We start from the raw sequence: 16,142 nt of genomic DNA, 5'->3' as shown, positions 1-16,142 counted from the left end.
CAAAGCCTTTTTAATAAAGTCCTGTATTATAATACCGATAGGTAAGAAGATGGAATTAACCACCAAGCAGGAGACCACTGTGGCACTCATACCTTACGTTGTAGAACAGACCTCAAAAGGCGAAAGAAGTTACGATATTTACTCTCGCCTTCTCAAAGACCGTATTATCATCCTGGGCACTCAGGTGACGGACGAGGTTGCGAACGCAATTATCGCACAAATGTTGTTCCTCGAGGTAGACAACCCTGAAAAGGATATCCATCTTTACATCAATTCACCGGGCGGAAGCGTTTCGGCGGGTTTGGCGATTTATGACTTCATGCAGTTTGTGAAGTGTGACGTAGCGACTTATTGTATGGGTATGGCGGCGAGCATGGGTTCCTTGCTTTTGACAGCCGGTACAGCAGGCAAGCGCTTCAGCCTTCCAAACACTCGCATCATGATCCACCAGCCATTGTTGTCTGGAGGCGGATTGTCCGGTCAGGTGACTGACATTGAAATCCACGCCAAAGAATTAATTAGAACTAAAGAAAAGTTGACGAAAATTTATGAGACTCACACGGGTCAAAAATACGAGAAGCTCGCGAGCCTTATGGAGCGTGATTACTTCTTGGATCCAAGAGAAGCTAAAGAGCTCGGCTTGGTAGATACAATCGTTGAATCTCGTAAGGCTTCTAAAAAAGGATAATCGATGAGCACCAAAGATGCAGGCACATTAAGATGTAGTTTTTGCGGCAAAGGCCAAAAAGAAGTTAAAAAGTTAATCGCAGGTCCAGGTGTTTATATCTGTGACGAGTGTATCGATCTCTGCAACGACATCATCGATGAGGAAAAAGAGCGCGAGACGTCGGTAAAGGGCACCTTTAAGGTCCCTAAACCACATGATATCAAAACTTATTTGGATGATTATGTGATCGGCCAGCTCAAAGCTAAAAAAGCTTTGGCGGTAGCAGTTCACAATCACTACAAGCGTATCAACGCCATCCAAAATGGTAAAAAAGGTTCAGACGTTGAATTGCAAAAATCCAACATCCTCCTGATCGGTCCTACGGGTTCCGGTAAAACCTTGCTGGCGCAAACAATCGCTAAGATCTTGAACGTTCCATTCGCAATGGCGGATGCGACGACTCTGACTGAAGCGGGTTACGTGGGTGAGGACGTTGAAAACGTTGTTTTGAATCTCTTGCAAGCGGCAGATTACGACGTAGAAAAAGCTCAAAAGGGCGTTATCTACATCGATGAGATTGATAAAATCTCGCGTAAATCTGAGAACCCTTCGATCACTCGCGACGTGAGTGGTGAGGGTGTTCAGCAGGCATTGTTGAAAATTCTCGAGGGCACAGTAGCGAATTTGCCTCCAAAAGGCGGTCGTAAACATCCTCAACAGGAGTTTATCCAGGTAGATACTTCGAACATCCTCTTCATCGTGGGTGGTGCGTTCGTAGGCCTTGATAAAGTCATCGAGAACCGTACGACAAACAAAGCAATGGGTATCGGTGCCGATATCCGTACTTCAGCCGAAAAAGATGCTGGCGGTGAATACATTTTGCAAAAAGTGGAGCCAGATGACTTGTCGAAGTTCGGTTTGATCCCGGAATTCATTGGTCGTTTGCCAGTGCTAGCTGTGTTGGATCCTCTCGAAGAAGCTGCTTTGATGGATATCTTGGTTCAGCCGAAAAACGCTGTTACCAAGCAGTACCAAAAACTTTTCAGCTACGAGGGCGTAGAGCTCAAGTTCACCGAAAAAGCTTTGAAAGCAATCGCTCAGATGGCTTTGAAGCGTAAGACGGGAGCGCGTGGTCTGAGAGGCGTTATTGAGCAAGCGATGCTTGATATCATGTTTGATATTCCATCCAAGCCGAATGTCAAAGAGTGCATTATTGATGAAAAAGTAATCAATGATGGGGCCGCACCTAAACTAGTCTACAAGACTGAGGACGAGATGCGGGCTGAGGCCGCGAAGGCCGACAGCGACCCTGCTGAAAGCGCTTAAAATACGAAAGTCAAATCGTGATCAAAAAAACCCGAGAGAAACACTCGGGTTTTTTCTTTTCCATAAGCAAATCTTATTCTAAATATGACCTATCTTTGTGATTTAACTGGTCTGGGTTTTTTCGCTCTGCTTTAGAAAAAATGACACCACACTAATTTACTTCCCTGAAACAGGACACATACTTATACTTAACTAAGAACTGGGCGGGTTGAACGGAATTAACCCCCCAAGGATCTACCGGGTTCTTACTTTTAGGTATCAAGCCTAAGGCTCACGGGGATCGAAAAACCACACAGGGAGGGTCTTAAAATGAGTGAGAGCGCCAAAGGATCTGTTCAACAACTTCCACTTCTGCCTCTAAGAGATCTCATCATTTTTCCGCACATGATGATGCCATTGTTTGTCGGCCGCGATAAGAGTATCAATGCTCTTGAAGAGGCAATGAGTAAACAGACCGACATCGTTCTTGCTGCTCAAAAAGATGCGAAGACCAACAATCCAGAACCAAAGGATATCTACCAAGTCGGTACGATCGCTACGATCATCCAACTTTTGAGAATTCCAGATGGCACAGTCAAGGTTCTCGTAGAAGGTAAACGTCGCGTACGCATTAAAAACTTCGTTCCAAACGATAACTTCTTCCAGGTTCAATGCGAAGAGATCCCAGAGGAAGCAGAAAGCCCCGTTGAAGCAGCCGCACTCGTGCGTTCTGTGAAAACAACTTTCGAAACGTACGTAAAGCTCAACAAAAGAATTCCACCAGAAATTCTAATGAGAGTTTCGACGATCGAAAATCCGGGTGAATTGGCCGACATTATCGTTGCCCAATTGAACTTGAAACTTGAAGACAAACAAAAAGTTTTGGAGATCCATGATCCTTCAAAACGCTTGGAACACTTGCTGAATCTTATGACAGGCGAGATCGAAATTCTCGAAGTCGAGAAAAAGATCCGCACTCGCGTGAAAAAGCAAATGGAACGTTCTCAGAAAGAGTACTACTTGAATGAGCAAATGCAGGCCATTCAAAAAGAACTCGGCGAGAAGGACGATTACCAAGCTGAGTTGCAGGACTTAGAGACAAAAACTAAAGCTAAGAAAATGTCTCAAGAAGCTAAAGACAAAGTCATGAAGGAGATCAAAAAACTCAAAATGATGTCTCCGATGTCTGCTGAGGCGACTGTAGTACGTAACTACATCGACTGGGTCTTGTCTTTGCCTTGGGCTGATTACACTGAAGAAAAGCACGACGTTAAGAATGCTCAAAAAATTCTTGATGACGATCACTGGGGATTGGAAAAAGTTAAAGAAAGAATTCTTGAGTACTTGGCTGTTCTTTCGATCTCTAAAAACATGAAGGGTCCTATCTTGTGCCTCGTTGGTCCTCCAGGGGTGGGTAAAACATCTTTGGCAAGATCAATTGCTGAGTCTTTGAATCGTCCTTTCGCGCGTATCTCTTTGGGTGGCGTGCGTGATGAAGCTGAGATTCGCGGTCACAGAAAAACATACGTAGGTGCGATGCCAGGTAAAATCCTTCAGGCTTTGAGAAAAGTCGACAAAGGTAATCCGCTCGTGTTGTTGGATGAAATCGATAAGATGGCCAACGACTTCCGTGGGGACCCGGCAGCGGCAATGCTCGAAGTTTTGGATCCTGAGCAAAACTCGACATTCCAAGACCACTACTTGGAATTGGAATACGATTTGTCGAAAATCATGTTCATCGCAACGGCGAACTCGCTCCACACAGTTCCAAGACCTCTCTTGGATCGTATGGAAATCATCAGTCTCGAAGGTTACATCGAGCAAGAGAAGTTCCACATTGCGAAGAACTACTTAGTGCCGAAGCAGATCGAAAATCACGGCTTGAAAGAATACAAAGTTTCAATCCCTGAGAAAACGATCCGCGACGTGATCCGCTACTACACGAAAGAAGCGGGGGTGCGTAACTTGGAAAGACAGTTTGCGAACGTTTGCCGTAAAGTTGCTAAAGACATCGTGATGTCTCAAGCAATGGCAGATATGAAAGACACGGGTAAGAAGACTTCTAAGAAAGCCGCTGCGAAAGCAGGAGCTGGTAAAACAACTCCTTACGTAGTGACTCCTCAGAAGTTGGTTGAATTGCTCGGTCCGCACAAGTTCAAGTTCGGTAAGATCGAAGAGCAAAACGAAATCGGTCTCACGAACGGTATGGCTTGGACGGAAGTGGGCGGTGATCTTCTCGCGGTTGAAGCCAGCGTTGTTCCAGGTAAAGGCAAGTTCACGATCACCGGTCAACTCGGTGATGTGATGAAGGAGTCTTGCTCGGCAGCTATGAGCTACGTTCGTTCTCGCGGACCCCTCTTCGGTTTGGATAAGGACTATTTCTCGAATATCGATGTCCACATCCATTTGCCAGAAGGTGCGGTTCCTAAGGACGGTCCTTCAGCGGGTATCGCTTTGACGACTTCGATCGTTTCTGCGATTACAAAAATCCCAGTGAAGCGCACTGTTGCGATGACGGGTGAGATTTCTCTTCGTGGCCGCGTTCTTGCTATCGGCGGTTTGAAAGAGAAGATCCTCGCAGCTCACCGCGGTGGTATTAAGATGATTATCTGTCCGAAAGAGAATGAAAAAGATCTCAAGGACATTCCTAAGGAAGTGATGAAAGAGCTTAAAGTGATCTTGGTGGACCACGTAGATCAAGTGTTGATCAACGCTTTGGACATCAAAAATCCAAAAGAGCTCTTCAAGGTCCAAAAGGAAACAGACTACGGAATCAAGGCCCAGTACACGGGTCAAACCTTGCATCCTCATCATTAATTGCTACTAAAATAAGCGCAATATATAAAGGGGGTCGAAAGACCCCCTTCTTTTATTCATAAAGTGCTCGAAAATCAGGCAACGCTGGAAGTCAGTGGATTGACGTATTATTAAGAATCTGTCAGAAAGTGACCTTCGTTTGGTTATTTTCAACAGGGACCTCAAAACCATGACTCAGCATGATCGCACATTTGAAGTAGGCAAGCTCTATTGCGATCGCGGCGATTACAAGCTGGCATTGGGTCACCTGGAAGAAGCAGCAAAAGGCTATTTTGCTGACAAGAATTTCTCTGATTACCTGAAAACTATGAACATCATCCTCCGTATCTATGCGGAAATGGAGATGTTTGAAGAAATTCATCAAACCAAAGAAAAGCTCCAAGATCTTGTCTTAAAAGAAGGTTTCGAGCTCAATTCAAAGACTTACTACACACTGGCTGTCTGCGCGGCTTTCAAGGATCAAGACGAAACGGCTTTGGATTATCTCCAAAAGGCGCTTTCGATTGCTCTTGCGACAGACAATAAAGAAGACATCTGCCATGCGATCTTCGGTCTTGCGGCGGTTTACTCCCGTCCTTCTATGGGCCGCTATGCAGATGCATTGAAAGAGATCTACAATCTGGAGGTCTTCTTCCAAGTCTACAACATGCCGGACTTGAAGATCTCCTCTCAGATGTTGAACGCGGATATCCTCCGTGGTCTTAAAAAATATGATGAAGCGATTGAAGTTCTGTGGAGAGCATACGACCTGATCAAGGCGACTAAAAACTTGGCTGTGATCGTGAACCTCCAATTGATGCTCGGTCGTTGTTATCTTGAAACCGGCGACAAAGAGATGGCCCGTCTTTACTTGGGATTGGCAAATCGCTCTGTAGACTCCGAAAACATGGTTCGTTTGAGCAAACGTATTGAGTGGTGTCTCCAACAATTGGGTGGCGAACCACAAAATAGCTTCGATTTGATCTTCGATGAAGCCTCTAATTCGGTGACAGAACGCAAACTTGGACGCATTGATTTCAAAAACCAATTTATACTTTTGGATCTTCTGAGACTGTTCATGCAGAATCAGGGGGTCGTTTATTCGAAGGAATACCTGGTTGAGAACGTTTGGAAGCAAGCGTACGATCCAGCGGTTCACGACAATAAGATTTATGTGACTATTAAACGTCTCAGAAAATTGATCGAGCCGGACTACGAAAAGCCGAAATATATTTTCAGAGCGAAGAATGGTTACTACATGAACAAGGGCGCAAGAGTTTCAATTGAACACTAGGTGAGAGGGGCTCCTAATGGTTCGCACAATTAAGTTCATTCAGAAGTGGTTGATCCTCACGAGCATTGTTTTGGGGACGACAGCTCCAGCTCTCGCTGGTGATGCTTTCTATGATTGTCCACAGGCTACTCGTGGTGGCGGTGGCGGCGGCGGTGATTTCCCATGGCCTTGGGGCTTTGAAGTCAAATTCCCTTGGGATGATGTTCAGGGTATCTGGAGAGTCCAAAAGGGCGACACAGTCTTGTACTTCAGCTTCCGTAGAGTTCAGTCTAAGCGTATTAAAATTAAGCAAATCGATATCACGACTTGCGATGTTGTCGGCACCGGCCAAGGCTTGGAGCGTGGTAACACGATTGTAGCTCAAATCCGCGATACTTTGTCGGATGAGACTTACAACCTCACAATCTACGCATTTAACGAAGAGGACCTCGAGCCTCCTGTACTGAGCCAAGTAGGTTCTGAGCACGTGATCGTGGCGCGTATTAATAGCCTGGATCACCAAGCCTCTGAATTTGCCGCTCAAATGGTAAGAATTTCTGACCGCCTCGAGGTTAAATGTGGCGATCAGGACAAAAAGACAAAGTTTTAAAAAATCCTCTTGGCAGGGACGGCGAATGTTGTTACAAAAGCCGTCTCTTACAAAGAGTGCGACATAGGGAGTTAGCTCAGTTGGTAGAGCGCCACCCTTACAAGGTGGATGTCGCAGGTTCGAATCCTGTACTCCCTACCAAATTAACCCGCCTAGCAGCGGGTTTTTTTATGCCCAAAACTCCGAAAAGGTACCTGGTCGCTTTTCAGAATTGACTTCTGTAAGTCGTTTCCCGGGCTCTATTTAAATTGCGAGAAGAAGCTCCACGTATCATTGTTCCAGTTATTTGGCAGACTGTGGCCGCTCACGTTGGTGCATTCGATCAGCTGGCTTTTGCACGAATTGAAACTCACGCAGCCTGTGGGACTGATTGCCGTTGTGGCGGTGTTCGTGCAGCCGTTCCATGACTGATAAAGCTGGCTTGTTGTTGCGAAGAATGGAGCTGGATATGCGCCGTCTTCTTTCGGAGCGTGCGTAAAGCGGATTGGCGGGTGAGTTGTCGTTGCGGGGCATGTATTACCGTAAGTTCTGTAATCAGAGGCATTGCCGAATTCATCAGAGCACGATGCTGCTGCGATTGCGCGGATCTTGCTAGCGCGACAACATGCTAACGCTGTCGAAAAATCGCAGCCCCACGAGAAGCCGCCGACGTAAACGCGGTTTTTGTCGATACAATAATTATTTTCTACATAAGTCAGGATGTTATCAAAGAAAGGCATATCGTAACCGTTACAACCGTCATTCCAACCAACACCATAATTTTGGAATTGAATCCCTTGTGGGTAAACCATGATCGACGAAGCCAAAGCTCCTGTTGCTTGGTTCAAACCAAAAGAGCGGGCATTTGCACTATCTCCTCCAGCGCCGTGAAAGATCAGAGTCAGGGCCATTGGTGTTGTCGACTTGTAAGCAGAGCTCACTTCCAAACCGAACGAACGGCGAGTGTTGTTGCCATCCACCACCGAGGTGACAGTCGTGTAACCAGTGGCAGCTCCAGCATTGCCGCAACCAGCGCTGAGATTCGGACTCGTTGCAGGAGTGGCCGTCGGAGTTGGCGAAGCATTTGTTCCCGGTGTGCCTTGTGAGCCGAGATCTGCAGAGCTGCTTTGTGTAGGTGAAAAACCTTGCTGACTGCAGTTCATGAAGCCCGTCGTAAGAGCTCCACCAATAATAAACAGAAAAACAGAATGCTTCACCCATTCGCGATTGATAGACATAGATTGAATTCCCCCGAAGCGTCGATCGTCTACATTTCATTCTATAACAACCTGAGAGCTGAAGTTAAAATTCATACTCTGAGAGGGCGCGATTCTCGATATGGGTCGGGAGTTCAATTGAACTCAGCAACTCAGCCTCAGCATATGAAATTCTCTTTCCTCGTGAATACTTCCGAAACTCTTTGGCAGCAACTTTGAGTCCTCTACAAAAGGGTGTCTCCAGGTACGGAAAACTCAAATAATACTCAGACTTTTCGATCATTTAGATCGGCCTTCAGTCGAGTTTGTTTCGGGGTATTGGCGCATCGTTCGGCAAACCTGTAAGCTTTAAGAAATCATCTTTCATGTGAGGATTGTATGTTGAGAATTATCATCGTGGCTTGTGGACTTTTAATGGCTCAGATGGCTTCGGCCGGTGTTATGGCAGAGCCGTTCGTGGGTTTGGCTTCCGGTTCAATGACCGGAACAACGACGACAGGGGGAACGTTAACCCCAACTGAGCATACAACGTTTGGGCTCGGTGGGCGTCTTGGATATCGCTGGGGAAGTTTTTGGACAGGCCTTGAGGCGAGTTATTATACTGGAAGCGCGAAAGCCAGTGGAAGCAGCTACACTTGGACAGATACGACTATGGGCTTGTTGCTAGGCTATGACTTCCCAAATAAGTATCGTTTCTTTGTCGGCTACATGCCGTCGTCTGATATTAAGCAGAAAGACGATTCCGGTACTGAGGCAACCTTCAAAGGAAGCGCGGTGAAGGTCGGTATTGGCTACTTCTTCCAACCTCGTTGGACTTTTAACGTCGAACTTTTAATTCATAGCTTCTCAAAAGTAGCGAGTGGCTCGGCGGAGCTTGCGATCTCTGACGTCTATGGGTCTTTGAAAGACACGCCTCTGGCAATTACATTTGGCTACATGTTTTAAGAAAATCTAGATGACAGGTTTATTTTCGAAACCGCCTTCGGGCGGTTTTTTTATGCTTTTTGCAGCCAAGGCCTTAAAACCACAGCACTTTTTTAAATCCTGAAGGATTTACAGGTGCCTCAAAATTAGCTCAAACCTGCCGGGGCTCTCTGTTAAAAAACCCCTTCGTTGTTTTAATACCACTGGGGAGTTTATGAAATTAGTTGTGGCGTTTATTACCGCTCTTTTGACTTCGTTTCTTTTGATTCCGGCTGCTCACGCTGACAACCGCGCCGACGCTGAAAAACGTTTGATGGTGGAAGAACCTTATGAGGCTCCCGCCGGTGTTCTGTTTGACGAAGCCGCTTACTTCGCAGGCCAAACAGCTCTCAGCCAATACGTGAACGTGATCGTCATCAACAAAGCCGCGAAAGCGCAAAGCCTTCGTTTTTATACAAATCGTCAGTTGATCCTCACGACCAAGGTTTCTACCGGTAAAGAAGACGTTGAGTACGTAAATGCCGTGTCGAAGTTCCTTCGCCGTTTCGGCAAGGGCACGACGGTCTCTCACTGGCGCCATACGACTCGTGGTTTCTACACTGTAAAGCGTGTTGAAGGCGCGGACTATCGCTCGGGCGAAAGCAAGTTCCAGATGCCATACGCGATGTTCTTTAACGAGCAAAAGGGCCTCGCAGTTCACCAAGTTCCGCCGGATCTTAAAGGTGGCGAGGCCGCGGGCGAAGCGGCTCTCGGTCACAGAGCTTCTAGCGGCTGTGTGCGTGTGCATAAAGGTGTGATTCAGACGATTCACGACGCAGTTGTGGCTGCGGATCGCGGTCAAATTCCTGTTTTGGACACCCGCACTGGAGCGCCAGTTCTTGATGCTGGTGGAAAAGTAACCTATGACAAGGGTTATAGAACTATTGTCATCGTGGAAGAATACTAATGGATATTATCTCTCTGACTCAAATTGCTGACGAAAAACGTGACCCTCAATGGGAAAATGATTTCTTCATGGAGCTTTCAAAAAGCAACCTGAAGCTCATGTCCCAAGATCCTCAAGTAGGACCCGATGGCTGGCCGTACTTAATGACTGAGACGGGTGCCGATGCAACGGAGCCAGCGCAAAACATTTTGCAATGGCTTGCGACTCGCGGAATGGGCCTCGTTGTAAATCCGAACAAAGATTATCCTGATTATGTTTTCTCATACGGCATGGTTTGGCACTTCCGTGAAACGGGTTTGTTCTATCGCGCGAAGCCTGAGGTTTCTAACGGGTCGTTTGAACTCCGTGACGGGGCTCAGCTTCACTCTGGTGATGCAGACCCTCGCTATTTGCCACAATACGTGCGTAACATTTTGAAAGAGTTCTTCCGTGATCAAGGCGTGTTTGCGCCAAAGATCCTAGTGATGAGCTCAGACCGTGTGAACTATGATTTGGCGTTCTCACTGGAGTCCCTCGGGAATCCACCGGTGAAAGAGCACCAAGGCATCGCTGAAGCGATTAGCTGGTTCTTGCCGCCACATTATTCGATTGTGCTCGCGAGTGAAAAAGGCCTTCCGGCATTCTTTAATTTGTAAGAGAATAGAAAATAGAAAATAGACGGGAATAAAAAAAGGGACCTTTTGGTCCCTTTTTTTATTCCAGCTCACCCGGAATCGGTAAGAGGTCCATCAAGCACTCGCGCCAATATTCTGGAGCGTCTTCGCTATAATCAATAGCGACGTGAAAACCTTTTTTACCCAACAATTGTGTTCTTGCAATGGAACCTGAAATTTCCAAGTTCATATCTTCTAAGTGCATGAAGATGCTTTCACCGACAAGCATATCCAAGTTCAGATTTTTTCTGAGAGAAGATGGCAAGATGTCCTCGCGCTTAATTAAAAGCAACAAACCTGTCGCAGAGGCTTCGACGATCTCGCAGTTTCTGGCGATTTTCGTGAAGTCAGACAGCGACGTGATGTAGGAAACATTGATGGGAGTGACTTCCTTCCGTGGGGCAACCCGTCTATTTGGTATTACTTTGGTCTTAGAGCGGCCCATGGCACACCTTTCATTCTGAGGTTCTGTCAGTCATCGTTGCTGACACTGAACTCATCGGCGGAACCCGACCAAAGTTTAACGATCAACCACAAAAAGATGTTGGCTAATTTTAGAAGTCAAAAAGTTCGACGTAGTTTCTCAAAATGAGACATAGATTTTTGATAAAAAAACGATCCAACCCCTAAAGTCGAATCATGGATTTTTTGTGACGACATTGAAGTCCTCTAAGTGCTGCGAGGGAGATTGAGGTTTTTGATGGCTTCGACGACTCCGGCCGGGCCTTGGGATTGATAAATCTTTGCGACTCTGAACATGCCACTGATCGCGCCGAACTTTTCCCAGTAAACCCCGGTATTGGCTTTAAATAGAAGCTCCTCTTTTTCATCCTCATCGACATAAGAAGCGGCTAATTTCTGTTCTGCCTTCTTCAAAAGGGCCTCGCTCGCAGCCCATTTGTCGAGATGCTTTTCAAGGAGATCGGCGCGGACTCCTGGGAACCCAATAAAGTGGGCGATGCCTTCATCGATCACGATTTTTTCGAGCGCTTCAGGATATGATTCTAACTCTTCATGTGTTTTCAAAGGCGCTGCAAGGAGTCCATGGGACACTTCGTGAAGAAGAATCGGCAGACCATAGCGAGAGATTTCTTCTTTACTCCATTCACTCAGATTAAAAAGCATCACAGGCTTTTCACCGAGGATCGCTGTCCAAGCATCATAGGGAGCAGGGACGCCACTCGTTGCAACAACTTCAAACTCAAAGGCTTTTGAAGCGTGCACAGCGGAGAAAATCTCAGTCAGGAGAGCATCGCCCTCAGCATTAAACTGAGTGATGATATTACGAAGTGCTTCGAGAGTGCCCGCATCCACAGGCACAGACGTAGCTGCCGTCACGCCCTCCGGAAGAAGGGCAGAGTCCAATTCACTCGCAGGCTTCGAAGTAAGATTGAGCGACACTCGAAACGACATAATTTTTAAACGCGAAACTCAGCAGGCCAAGTGACTGGTTTACCTGAAGTGATATCCATCATGCGATCCAAAGACACTTGCGCTTTTTTACGAAGAGTATCGTTCATGCGGATCTGTGGTTCGAAGGTTTCAAGCGCGTGCTTGATCTTCTCCATCGAGTTCATCTTCATGTAAGGACAATTGTTGCAAGAGCAACCGCTATCCAAAACCGGAGCTTGAATGAGTTCCACATCGGGACGGGCTTTTTGCATTTGGTGGAAGATACCAGTTTCAGTCGCAACGATGAATTTTTTCGCAGGATTTTTCTGAACTTCTTCCAGCAAACGAGACGTCGAACCAATCACTTGTGCGTAATTCAAAACAGTCTCATCACACTCAGGGTGAGCAATCACCACAGCATCTGGATGTTCTAGTGTTAGCTCATAAAGTTTGCGAGCATTGAAAAGAACATGCACTTCACAAGCCCCTGGCCAGAGTTCAAACGGGCGGTTTAGTTTTTTAGAAAGGAATCTTCCCAAGTGCTGATCCGGGCCAAAGAGGATCTTACGATCCGCAGGAATGGATTTAATAATCTGCTCCGCATTGCTCGAAGTGATGATCACATCAGAGATCGCTTTTACTTCAGAGCTCGAGTTGATGTAAGTAACGGCTACGCCATCAGGATTTGCCTGGCGCCAAGCCAAGTACTTCTCGTAAGGTGCCCCTTTCACCAAAGAACAGCTCGCACCCATATCAGGTACCAAGACAGTCTTTCCAGGATTGAGGATCTTCACGCTTTCAGCCATGAACACAACACCTGCAAGCAGGATGACGTCTTGCTCAACCTTCTGGCCCATCTTTGCGAGGTAAAAGCTATCGCCAACGTAGTCAGCGACGTCTTGGATATCGCCCTCTTCGTAGTAGTGGGCAAGAATGACGGCGTTCTTCTCTTTTTTGAGGCGTTGAATGTCAGCAGCAATATCGTATGTCATAGGAGGCCTCCTGAAACATCACCTAACAGGATACCACAAAAGGGACCTGCGGATTAGATGTTGGAGCCGCCTTTTAGCACATTCAGAATGGACTTAGAAACGATTTTCAGAGACTCTTCCACGCCCTTACCCTCAGAGGCACAGCCCTCTACTTCAGGGGCATTATAGCGATTTAGAGCCATACGCAGTTCCGCCAGGGAAGCCGCATTCGGGAGATCACGCTTGTTGTATTGCATGACCATTGGGATTTCACGGATATCGTAGCCTTGCTGTTCAAGGTTGCGCTCGAGGTTTTTAAGGGCCTCTAGATTCTCATCCATACGCTCAATCTGAGAATCCGCAACGAAGATAACTCCGTCGATTCCTTTCAGAATGAGCTTTCTGGAAGCATCATAAACAACCTGACCAGGGACACTGTACAAATGGAAACGAGTCTTATAACCACGGATATCGCCGACATTCATAGGCAAGAAGTCAAAGAACAGAGTTCTTTCAACATCGCTATCAATGGCTACGAGTTTGGTTTTCTGATCAGACGCGGTCTTTTGATAGATCCACTGGATGTTGGTTGTTTTGCCGCCCAAAGAAGGACCGTAATAAACGATCTTACAGTGCATCTCTTTGGCATTGTAATTTATAAACGACATTACAGCTCCACGCGGTTTTCTAAGGCCTGACCCACGGTTCTATCATCCACGAAATCAATGTCGCTGCCAATAGGAACCCCATGAGCAAGGCGACTTAATCTGACGCCTTTGCCTTGAAGAGTCTTTGCGAGGTAAAGAATGGTCGTATCTCCCTCGAGATCGGCGTCCAAAGCCAGAATGATCTCGCGGATTTGAGGTCCATCGCCATTAAGCCCCGCGTCAACGCGTGCTACGAGTTCTTTGATTTTCAGATCTTGAGCGCTGATGCCCTCGAGAGGCGAGATCACTCCATGCAGAACATGGTAACGACCGCGGAAAGCACCCGAGGACTCAATCTTCATGATGTCCGAAGGCTCTTCCACCACGCAGATTGATTCATCGGTACGATGAACGTCTTTGCAGTATTTGCACTCATCAGCGTCTGTGTAGTTATAGCAAGTTTTGCAGGTGTGAACTTCCGCACGCACACGAATCAAAGCCTCGCTCAAGCGATCGGTGTAGTTATCCTTCGACTTGAGGATATGATACGCCAAGCGCTGAGCCGTCTTCGGACCGATGCCCGGAAGTCGGCTGAGTTCGTGAACTAATTTTTCGAGTGCGGGAATATTCAGCATGTCTCTAGAATAGACCAGGAATGTTCATGCCGCCAGTAACTTTTTCCATCTCTTTTTGCGAAGTTTCACGAGCGATCTTTACAGCTTCGTTTGTTGCTGCCAAAACCAAATCTTGTACCATCTCAACATCGCCTGATTTGATGACATCTTCTTTGATGATCAAAGAAGTCATTTTGTATTCGCCGTTTACTTTCACAGTAACAACGCCACCGCCGGCAGTTCCTTCGTACTCAGCTTTCGCGAGTTCTTCTTGGACCTTTTTCATCTTACCTTGCATTTGGTTAGCTTGCTTCATCAGCTGAGCCATACCGCCAGAAAAACCTTTCATGTTACCTCCTGCCTTTTTCGGCAATCTCAGTCACGGCTTTGATTTGGCCTTTGAAAGCCTTCTGAGCCGCAATCACCATCGGGTTTTCATCGATTTGTTTACGAATTGCATCCTCTGCTGCCTGAGATTTCTTCTGCATCAGAGTATTGGCAGTTTCGCCTTCAATCGGATCCCGACTGCTTAAAACTTGGAAAGAATAACCAGCCCCCCAGTACGAATCAATAAATCCTTGCAGCTTGGCGCGGATGGCAGAGTCATTCATTTGCTCTTTCAAAAACGCCAGCTTTGGTGGAACTCCGAGGCTGAGGAGAGTTCCTTCTTCTTTCACAAAAATCAGATTTTCGATTTTGGCCGCAAACAGAGCCTCATCCTGACGAACAGCATGGACAAAGGCGAGCCATTTTTCATTGAGATTCGGTCCCGTAACGTACTTCGGGCCTTCAGGAACGGCAGGTTTCGCAGCAGCGGCAGCTGTTTTAGTCACAGTCGCGCGCTTGCCTAGCCTGGCACCACCTCTAAGCAAGCTTTCTAGATCGGTGATCTGAGGAGCTGCGGCCATTCTAAGAAGGCTTACTTCCAGCACAATGCGTGGATCCTGAGCCTTCGGAATATCGTTGCCGCCTTTAAGGGCCATATCAAAGAGCATGTGAAGATCTTCTTCAGAAGTGTTCTTCGCCATTTCACCGAGAGCTTGGATTTCAGAATCTGGAAGTTCGAGGATATGAGCGACTTCCGCACCGGAAACTTTCACCAAAAGCAAATTGCGGATCATCTCGAGCAGATCTTGCGCAAACAAGTGTGGTTCAAAACCAGAAGTCGCAATTTTCTCAAGCACCGCCATCACCGCTTTAGTATCGCGTGAAAGAAGGCCTTGCAGAGTCTCAAGCAGCAAGCTACGGCTCGTCAGACCCAAGATCTCAACCACGTTTTGGCGATTGAGAGGGCCATTCGCGAAAGTGATCACTTGATCCAGCAAGCTCAAGCTGTCGCGCATAGAACCATCACCCTGACGGGCGATCATCCACAGAGCTTCATCTTCAGCGCCGACATTTTCGCCGTCGCAGATTTTTCTCAACTGATCAGTAATTTGCTTGATCGGAATGCGGCGGAAATCATAGCGCTGGCAACGCGACAAAATCGTCTGCGGAATTTTTTGTACTTCCGTCGTCGCCATGATGAACACCACATGCTCCGGTGGTTCTTCGAGGGTTTTTAAAAGCGCATTGAACGCGCTTGTCGAAAGCATGTGAACTTCATCGATGATATAAACTTTGTATTTACCAGAAGACGGCATGTAGCCAACAGAGTCGCGCAGATCACGGATCGCATCGACACCGTTGTTGCTCGCACCATCGAGCTCAATCACGTCAGCACTACGGCTTTGCGCGATCTCAAGGCAAGAGTCACACTTATCACAGGGAACAAAATCAACCGCATTCGGGCAACGAATCGCCTTAGCAAGAATACGTGCTGAAGAAGTTTTACCAGTCCCGCGAGGGCCGGTGAGAAGAATAGCGTGATGAAGGCGATTGTTTTTAAGGGCGTTGGTCAGCGTTTGGGTAATATGGTTCTGTCCAACGACTTCGTTGAAAGACTGCGGACGCCATTTACGTGCTATGACCTGATAAGACAAAGAGACCCCTCGAAAAAACTGACTCTAGCACAAGTAGCAGGAACAAAGAAAGTGGCCGAGCACCCCATATCACATAGTCCCTTAAACGCCGTTGCTTCCTTCCGGACCTAGCGGATTCAGTAAGGGCTCTATTGTACGGGACCCGGCCATGGGTGGATGTATCTCC

At 47.0% G+C, this 16,142-nt stretch carries 16 protein-coding genes, 1 tRNA gene and 1 other RNA gene; 9 read left to right on the top strand and 9 right to left on the bottom strand.

Annotation, left to right across the window (positions count from 1 at the left end):
* Nucleotides 1-49 precede the first annotated feature (49 nt).
* The 6 genes from JSU04_01305 (at nucleotide 50) to JSU04_01280 (ending at nucleotide 6,792) form a co-directional block, all read left to right on the top strand.
* Entirely contained in the window at nucleotides 50-688 is a 639-nt protein-coding gene (locus tag JSU04_01305) for an ATP-dependent Clp protease proteolytic subunit (GenBank protein MBS1968909.1), read from the top strand.
* Nucleotides 689-691: 3 nt separating this feature from the next.
* Nucleotides 692-1,993 carry an ATP-dependent Clp protease ATP-binding subunit ClpX gene (gene clpX, locus JSU04_01300; protein MBS1968908.1) on the top strand — a complete coding sequence of 434 codons (1,302 nt, stop codon included), beginning with the start codon at nucleotides 692-694 and terminating at the stop codon, nucleotides 1,991-1,993.
* Between the two features lie 309 nt (nucleotides 1,994-2,302).
* Nucleotides 2,303-4,789 carry an endopeptidase La gene (gene lon / locus JSU04_01295; protein ID MBS1968907.1) on the top strand — a complete coding sequence of 829 codons (2,487 nt, stop codon included), beginning with the start codon at nucleotides 2,303-2,305 and terminating at the stop codon, nucleotides 4,787-4,789.
* A gap of 169 nt (nucleotides 4,790-4,958) precedes the next feature.
* Nucleotides 4,959-6,062: a winged helix-turn-helix domain-containing protein gene (locus JSU04_01290; protein ID MBS1968906.1), complete on the top strand. Its 1,104-nt coding sequence runs from the start codon at nucleotides 4,959-4,961 to the stop codon at nucleotides 6,060-6,062.
* A 16-nt stretch (nucleotides 6,063-6,078) separates the two neighbouring features.
* Nucleotides 6,079-6,651: a hypothetical protein gene (locus JSU04_01285; protein MBS1968905.1), complete on the top strand. Its 573-nt coding sequence runs from the start codon at nucleotides 6,079-6,081 to the stop codon at nucleotides 6,649-6,651.
* 65 nt (nucleotides 6,652-6,716) lie between these two features.
* Nucleotides 6,717-6,792 (top strand) — tRNA-Val (locus JSU04_01280).
* 98 nt (nucleotides 6,793-6,890) lie between these two features.
* Here JSU04_01280 and JSU04_01275 read toward each other — a convergent pair.
* On the bottom strand, nucleotides 6,891-7,868 hold the full coding sequence (locus JSU04_01275; protein ID MBS1968904.1) for a hypothetical protein: 978 nt from the start codon (nucleotides 7,866-7,868) through the stop codon (nucleotides 6,891-6,893).
* Nucleotides 7,869-8,225: 357 nt separating this feature from the next.
* Here JSU04_01275 and JSU04_01270 point away from each other — a divergent pair, with 357 nt between their 5' ends.
* The 3 genes from JSU04_01270 to JSU04_01260 all read left to right on the top strand — a co-directional run bounded on the left by JSU04_01270 (nucleotide 8,226) and on the right by JSU04_01260 (nucleotide 10,352).
* A complete protein-coding gene (locus JSU04_01270) occupies nucleotides 8,226-8,792 on the top strand; it encodes an outer membrane beta-barrel protein (protein MBS1968903.1) in 567 nt (188 codons plus the stop codon).
* A 193-nt stretch (nucleotides 8,793-8,985) separates the two neighbouring features.
* A complete protein-coding gene (locus tag JSU04_01265; GenBank protein ID MBS1968902.1) occupies nucleotides 8,986-9,717 on the top strand; it encodes a L,D-transpeptidase in 732 nt (243 codons plus the stop codon).
* Nucleotides 9,717-10,352 (top strand): hypothetical protein, encoded by a 636-nt coding sequence (locus tag JSU04_01260; protein ID MBS1968901.1) that lies wholly within the window; start codon nucleotides 9,717-9,719, stop codon nucleotides 10,350-10,352. The genes JSU04_01265 and JSU04_01260 overlap by 1 nt, the downstream gene beginning before the upstream one ends.
* Before the next feature lie 58 nt (nucleotides 10,353-10,410).
* Here JSU04_01260 and JSU04_01255 read toward each other — a convergent pair whose 3' ends face one another.
* From JSU04_01255 to ffs, 8 genes are all read right to left on the bottom strand, one after another.
* On the bottom strand, nucleotides 10,411-10,815 hold the full coding sequence (locus JSU04_01255) for a hypothetical protein (protein MBS1968900.1): 405 nt from the start codon (nucleotides 10,813-10,815) through the stop codon (nucleotides 10,411-10,413).
* A gap of 224 nt (nucleotides 10,816-11,039) precedes the next feature.
* Nucleotides 11,040-11,783 carry a hypothetical protein gene (locus JSU04_01250; GenBank protein MBS1968899.1) on the bottom strand — a complete coding sequence of 248 codons (744 nt, stop codon included), beginning with the start codon at nucleotides 11,781-11,783 and terminating at the stop codon, nucleotides 11,040-11,042.
* Nucleotides 11,784-11,788: 5 nt separating this feature from the next.
* The gene (nadA, locus tag JSU04_01245; GenBank protein MBS1968898.1) at nucleotides 11,789-12,754 is read right to left on the bottom strand and encodes a quinolinate synthase NadA; all 966 of its coding nucleotides are present in this window, start codon (nucleotides 12,752-12,754) and stop codon (nucleotides 11,789-11,791) included.
* A 53-nt stretch (nucleotides 12,755-12,807) separates the two neighbouring features.
* Nucleotides 12,808-13,401, bottom strand: a complete 594-nt coding sequence (locus JSU04_01240; GenBank protein ID MBS1968897.1) for a gliding-motility protein MglA — start codon at nucleotides 13,399-13,401, stop codon at nucleotides 12,808-12,810.
* On the bottom strand, nucleotides 13,401-14,015 hold the full coding sequence (gene recR / locus JSU04_01235; GenBank protein MBS1968896.1) for a recombination protein RecR: 615 nt from the start codon (nucleotides 14,013-14,015) through the stop codon (nucleotides 13,401-13,403). The genes JSU04_01240 and recR overlap by 1 nt, the downstream gene beginning before the upstream one ends.
* Before the next feature lie 4 nt (nucleotides 14,016-14,019).
* Nucleotides 14,020-14,343 carry a YbaB/EbfC family nucleoid-associated protein gene (locus JSU04_01230; protein ID MBS1968895.1) on the bottom strand — a complete coding sequence of 108 codons (324 nt, stop codon included), beginning with the start codon at nucleotides 14,341-14,343 and terminating at the stop codon, nucleotides 14,020-14,022.
* 1 nt (nucleotide 14,344) lies between these two features.
* A complete protein-coding gene (gene dnaX, locus JSU04_01225; GenBank protein MBS1968894.1) occupies nucleotides 14,345-15,976 on the bottom strand; it encodes a DNA polymerase III subunit gamma/tau in 1,632 nt (543 codons plus the stop codon).
* A gap of 50 nt (nucleotides 15,977-16,026) precedes the next feature.
* Nucleotides 16,027-16,124: signal recognition particle sRNA small type (gene ffs, locus JSU04_01220), an RNA gene on the bottom strand.
* Between the last annotated feature and the right edge of the window lie 18 nt (nucleotides 16,125-16,142).

The sequence above is a fragment of the Bdellovibrionales bacterium genome, from assembly GCA_018266295.1.
In the GTDB taxonomy this organism is placed as follows: domain Bacteria; phylum Bdellovibrionota; class Bdellovibrionia; order Bdellovibrionales; family Bdellovibrionaceae; genus JACMRP01.
The sequence above is the reverse complement of the archived record's forward strand: the minus strand, read 5'-3'. Positions and strand labels throughout refer to the sequence as shown.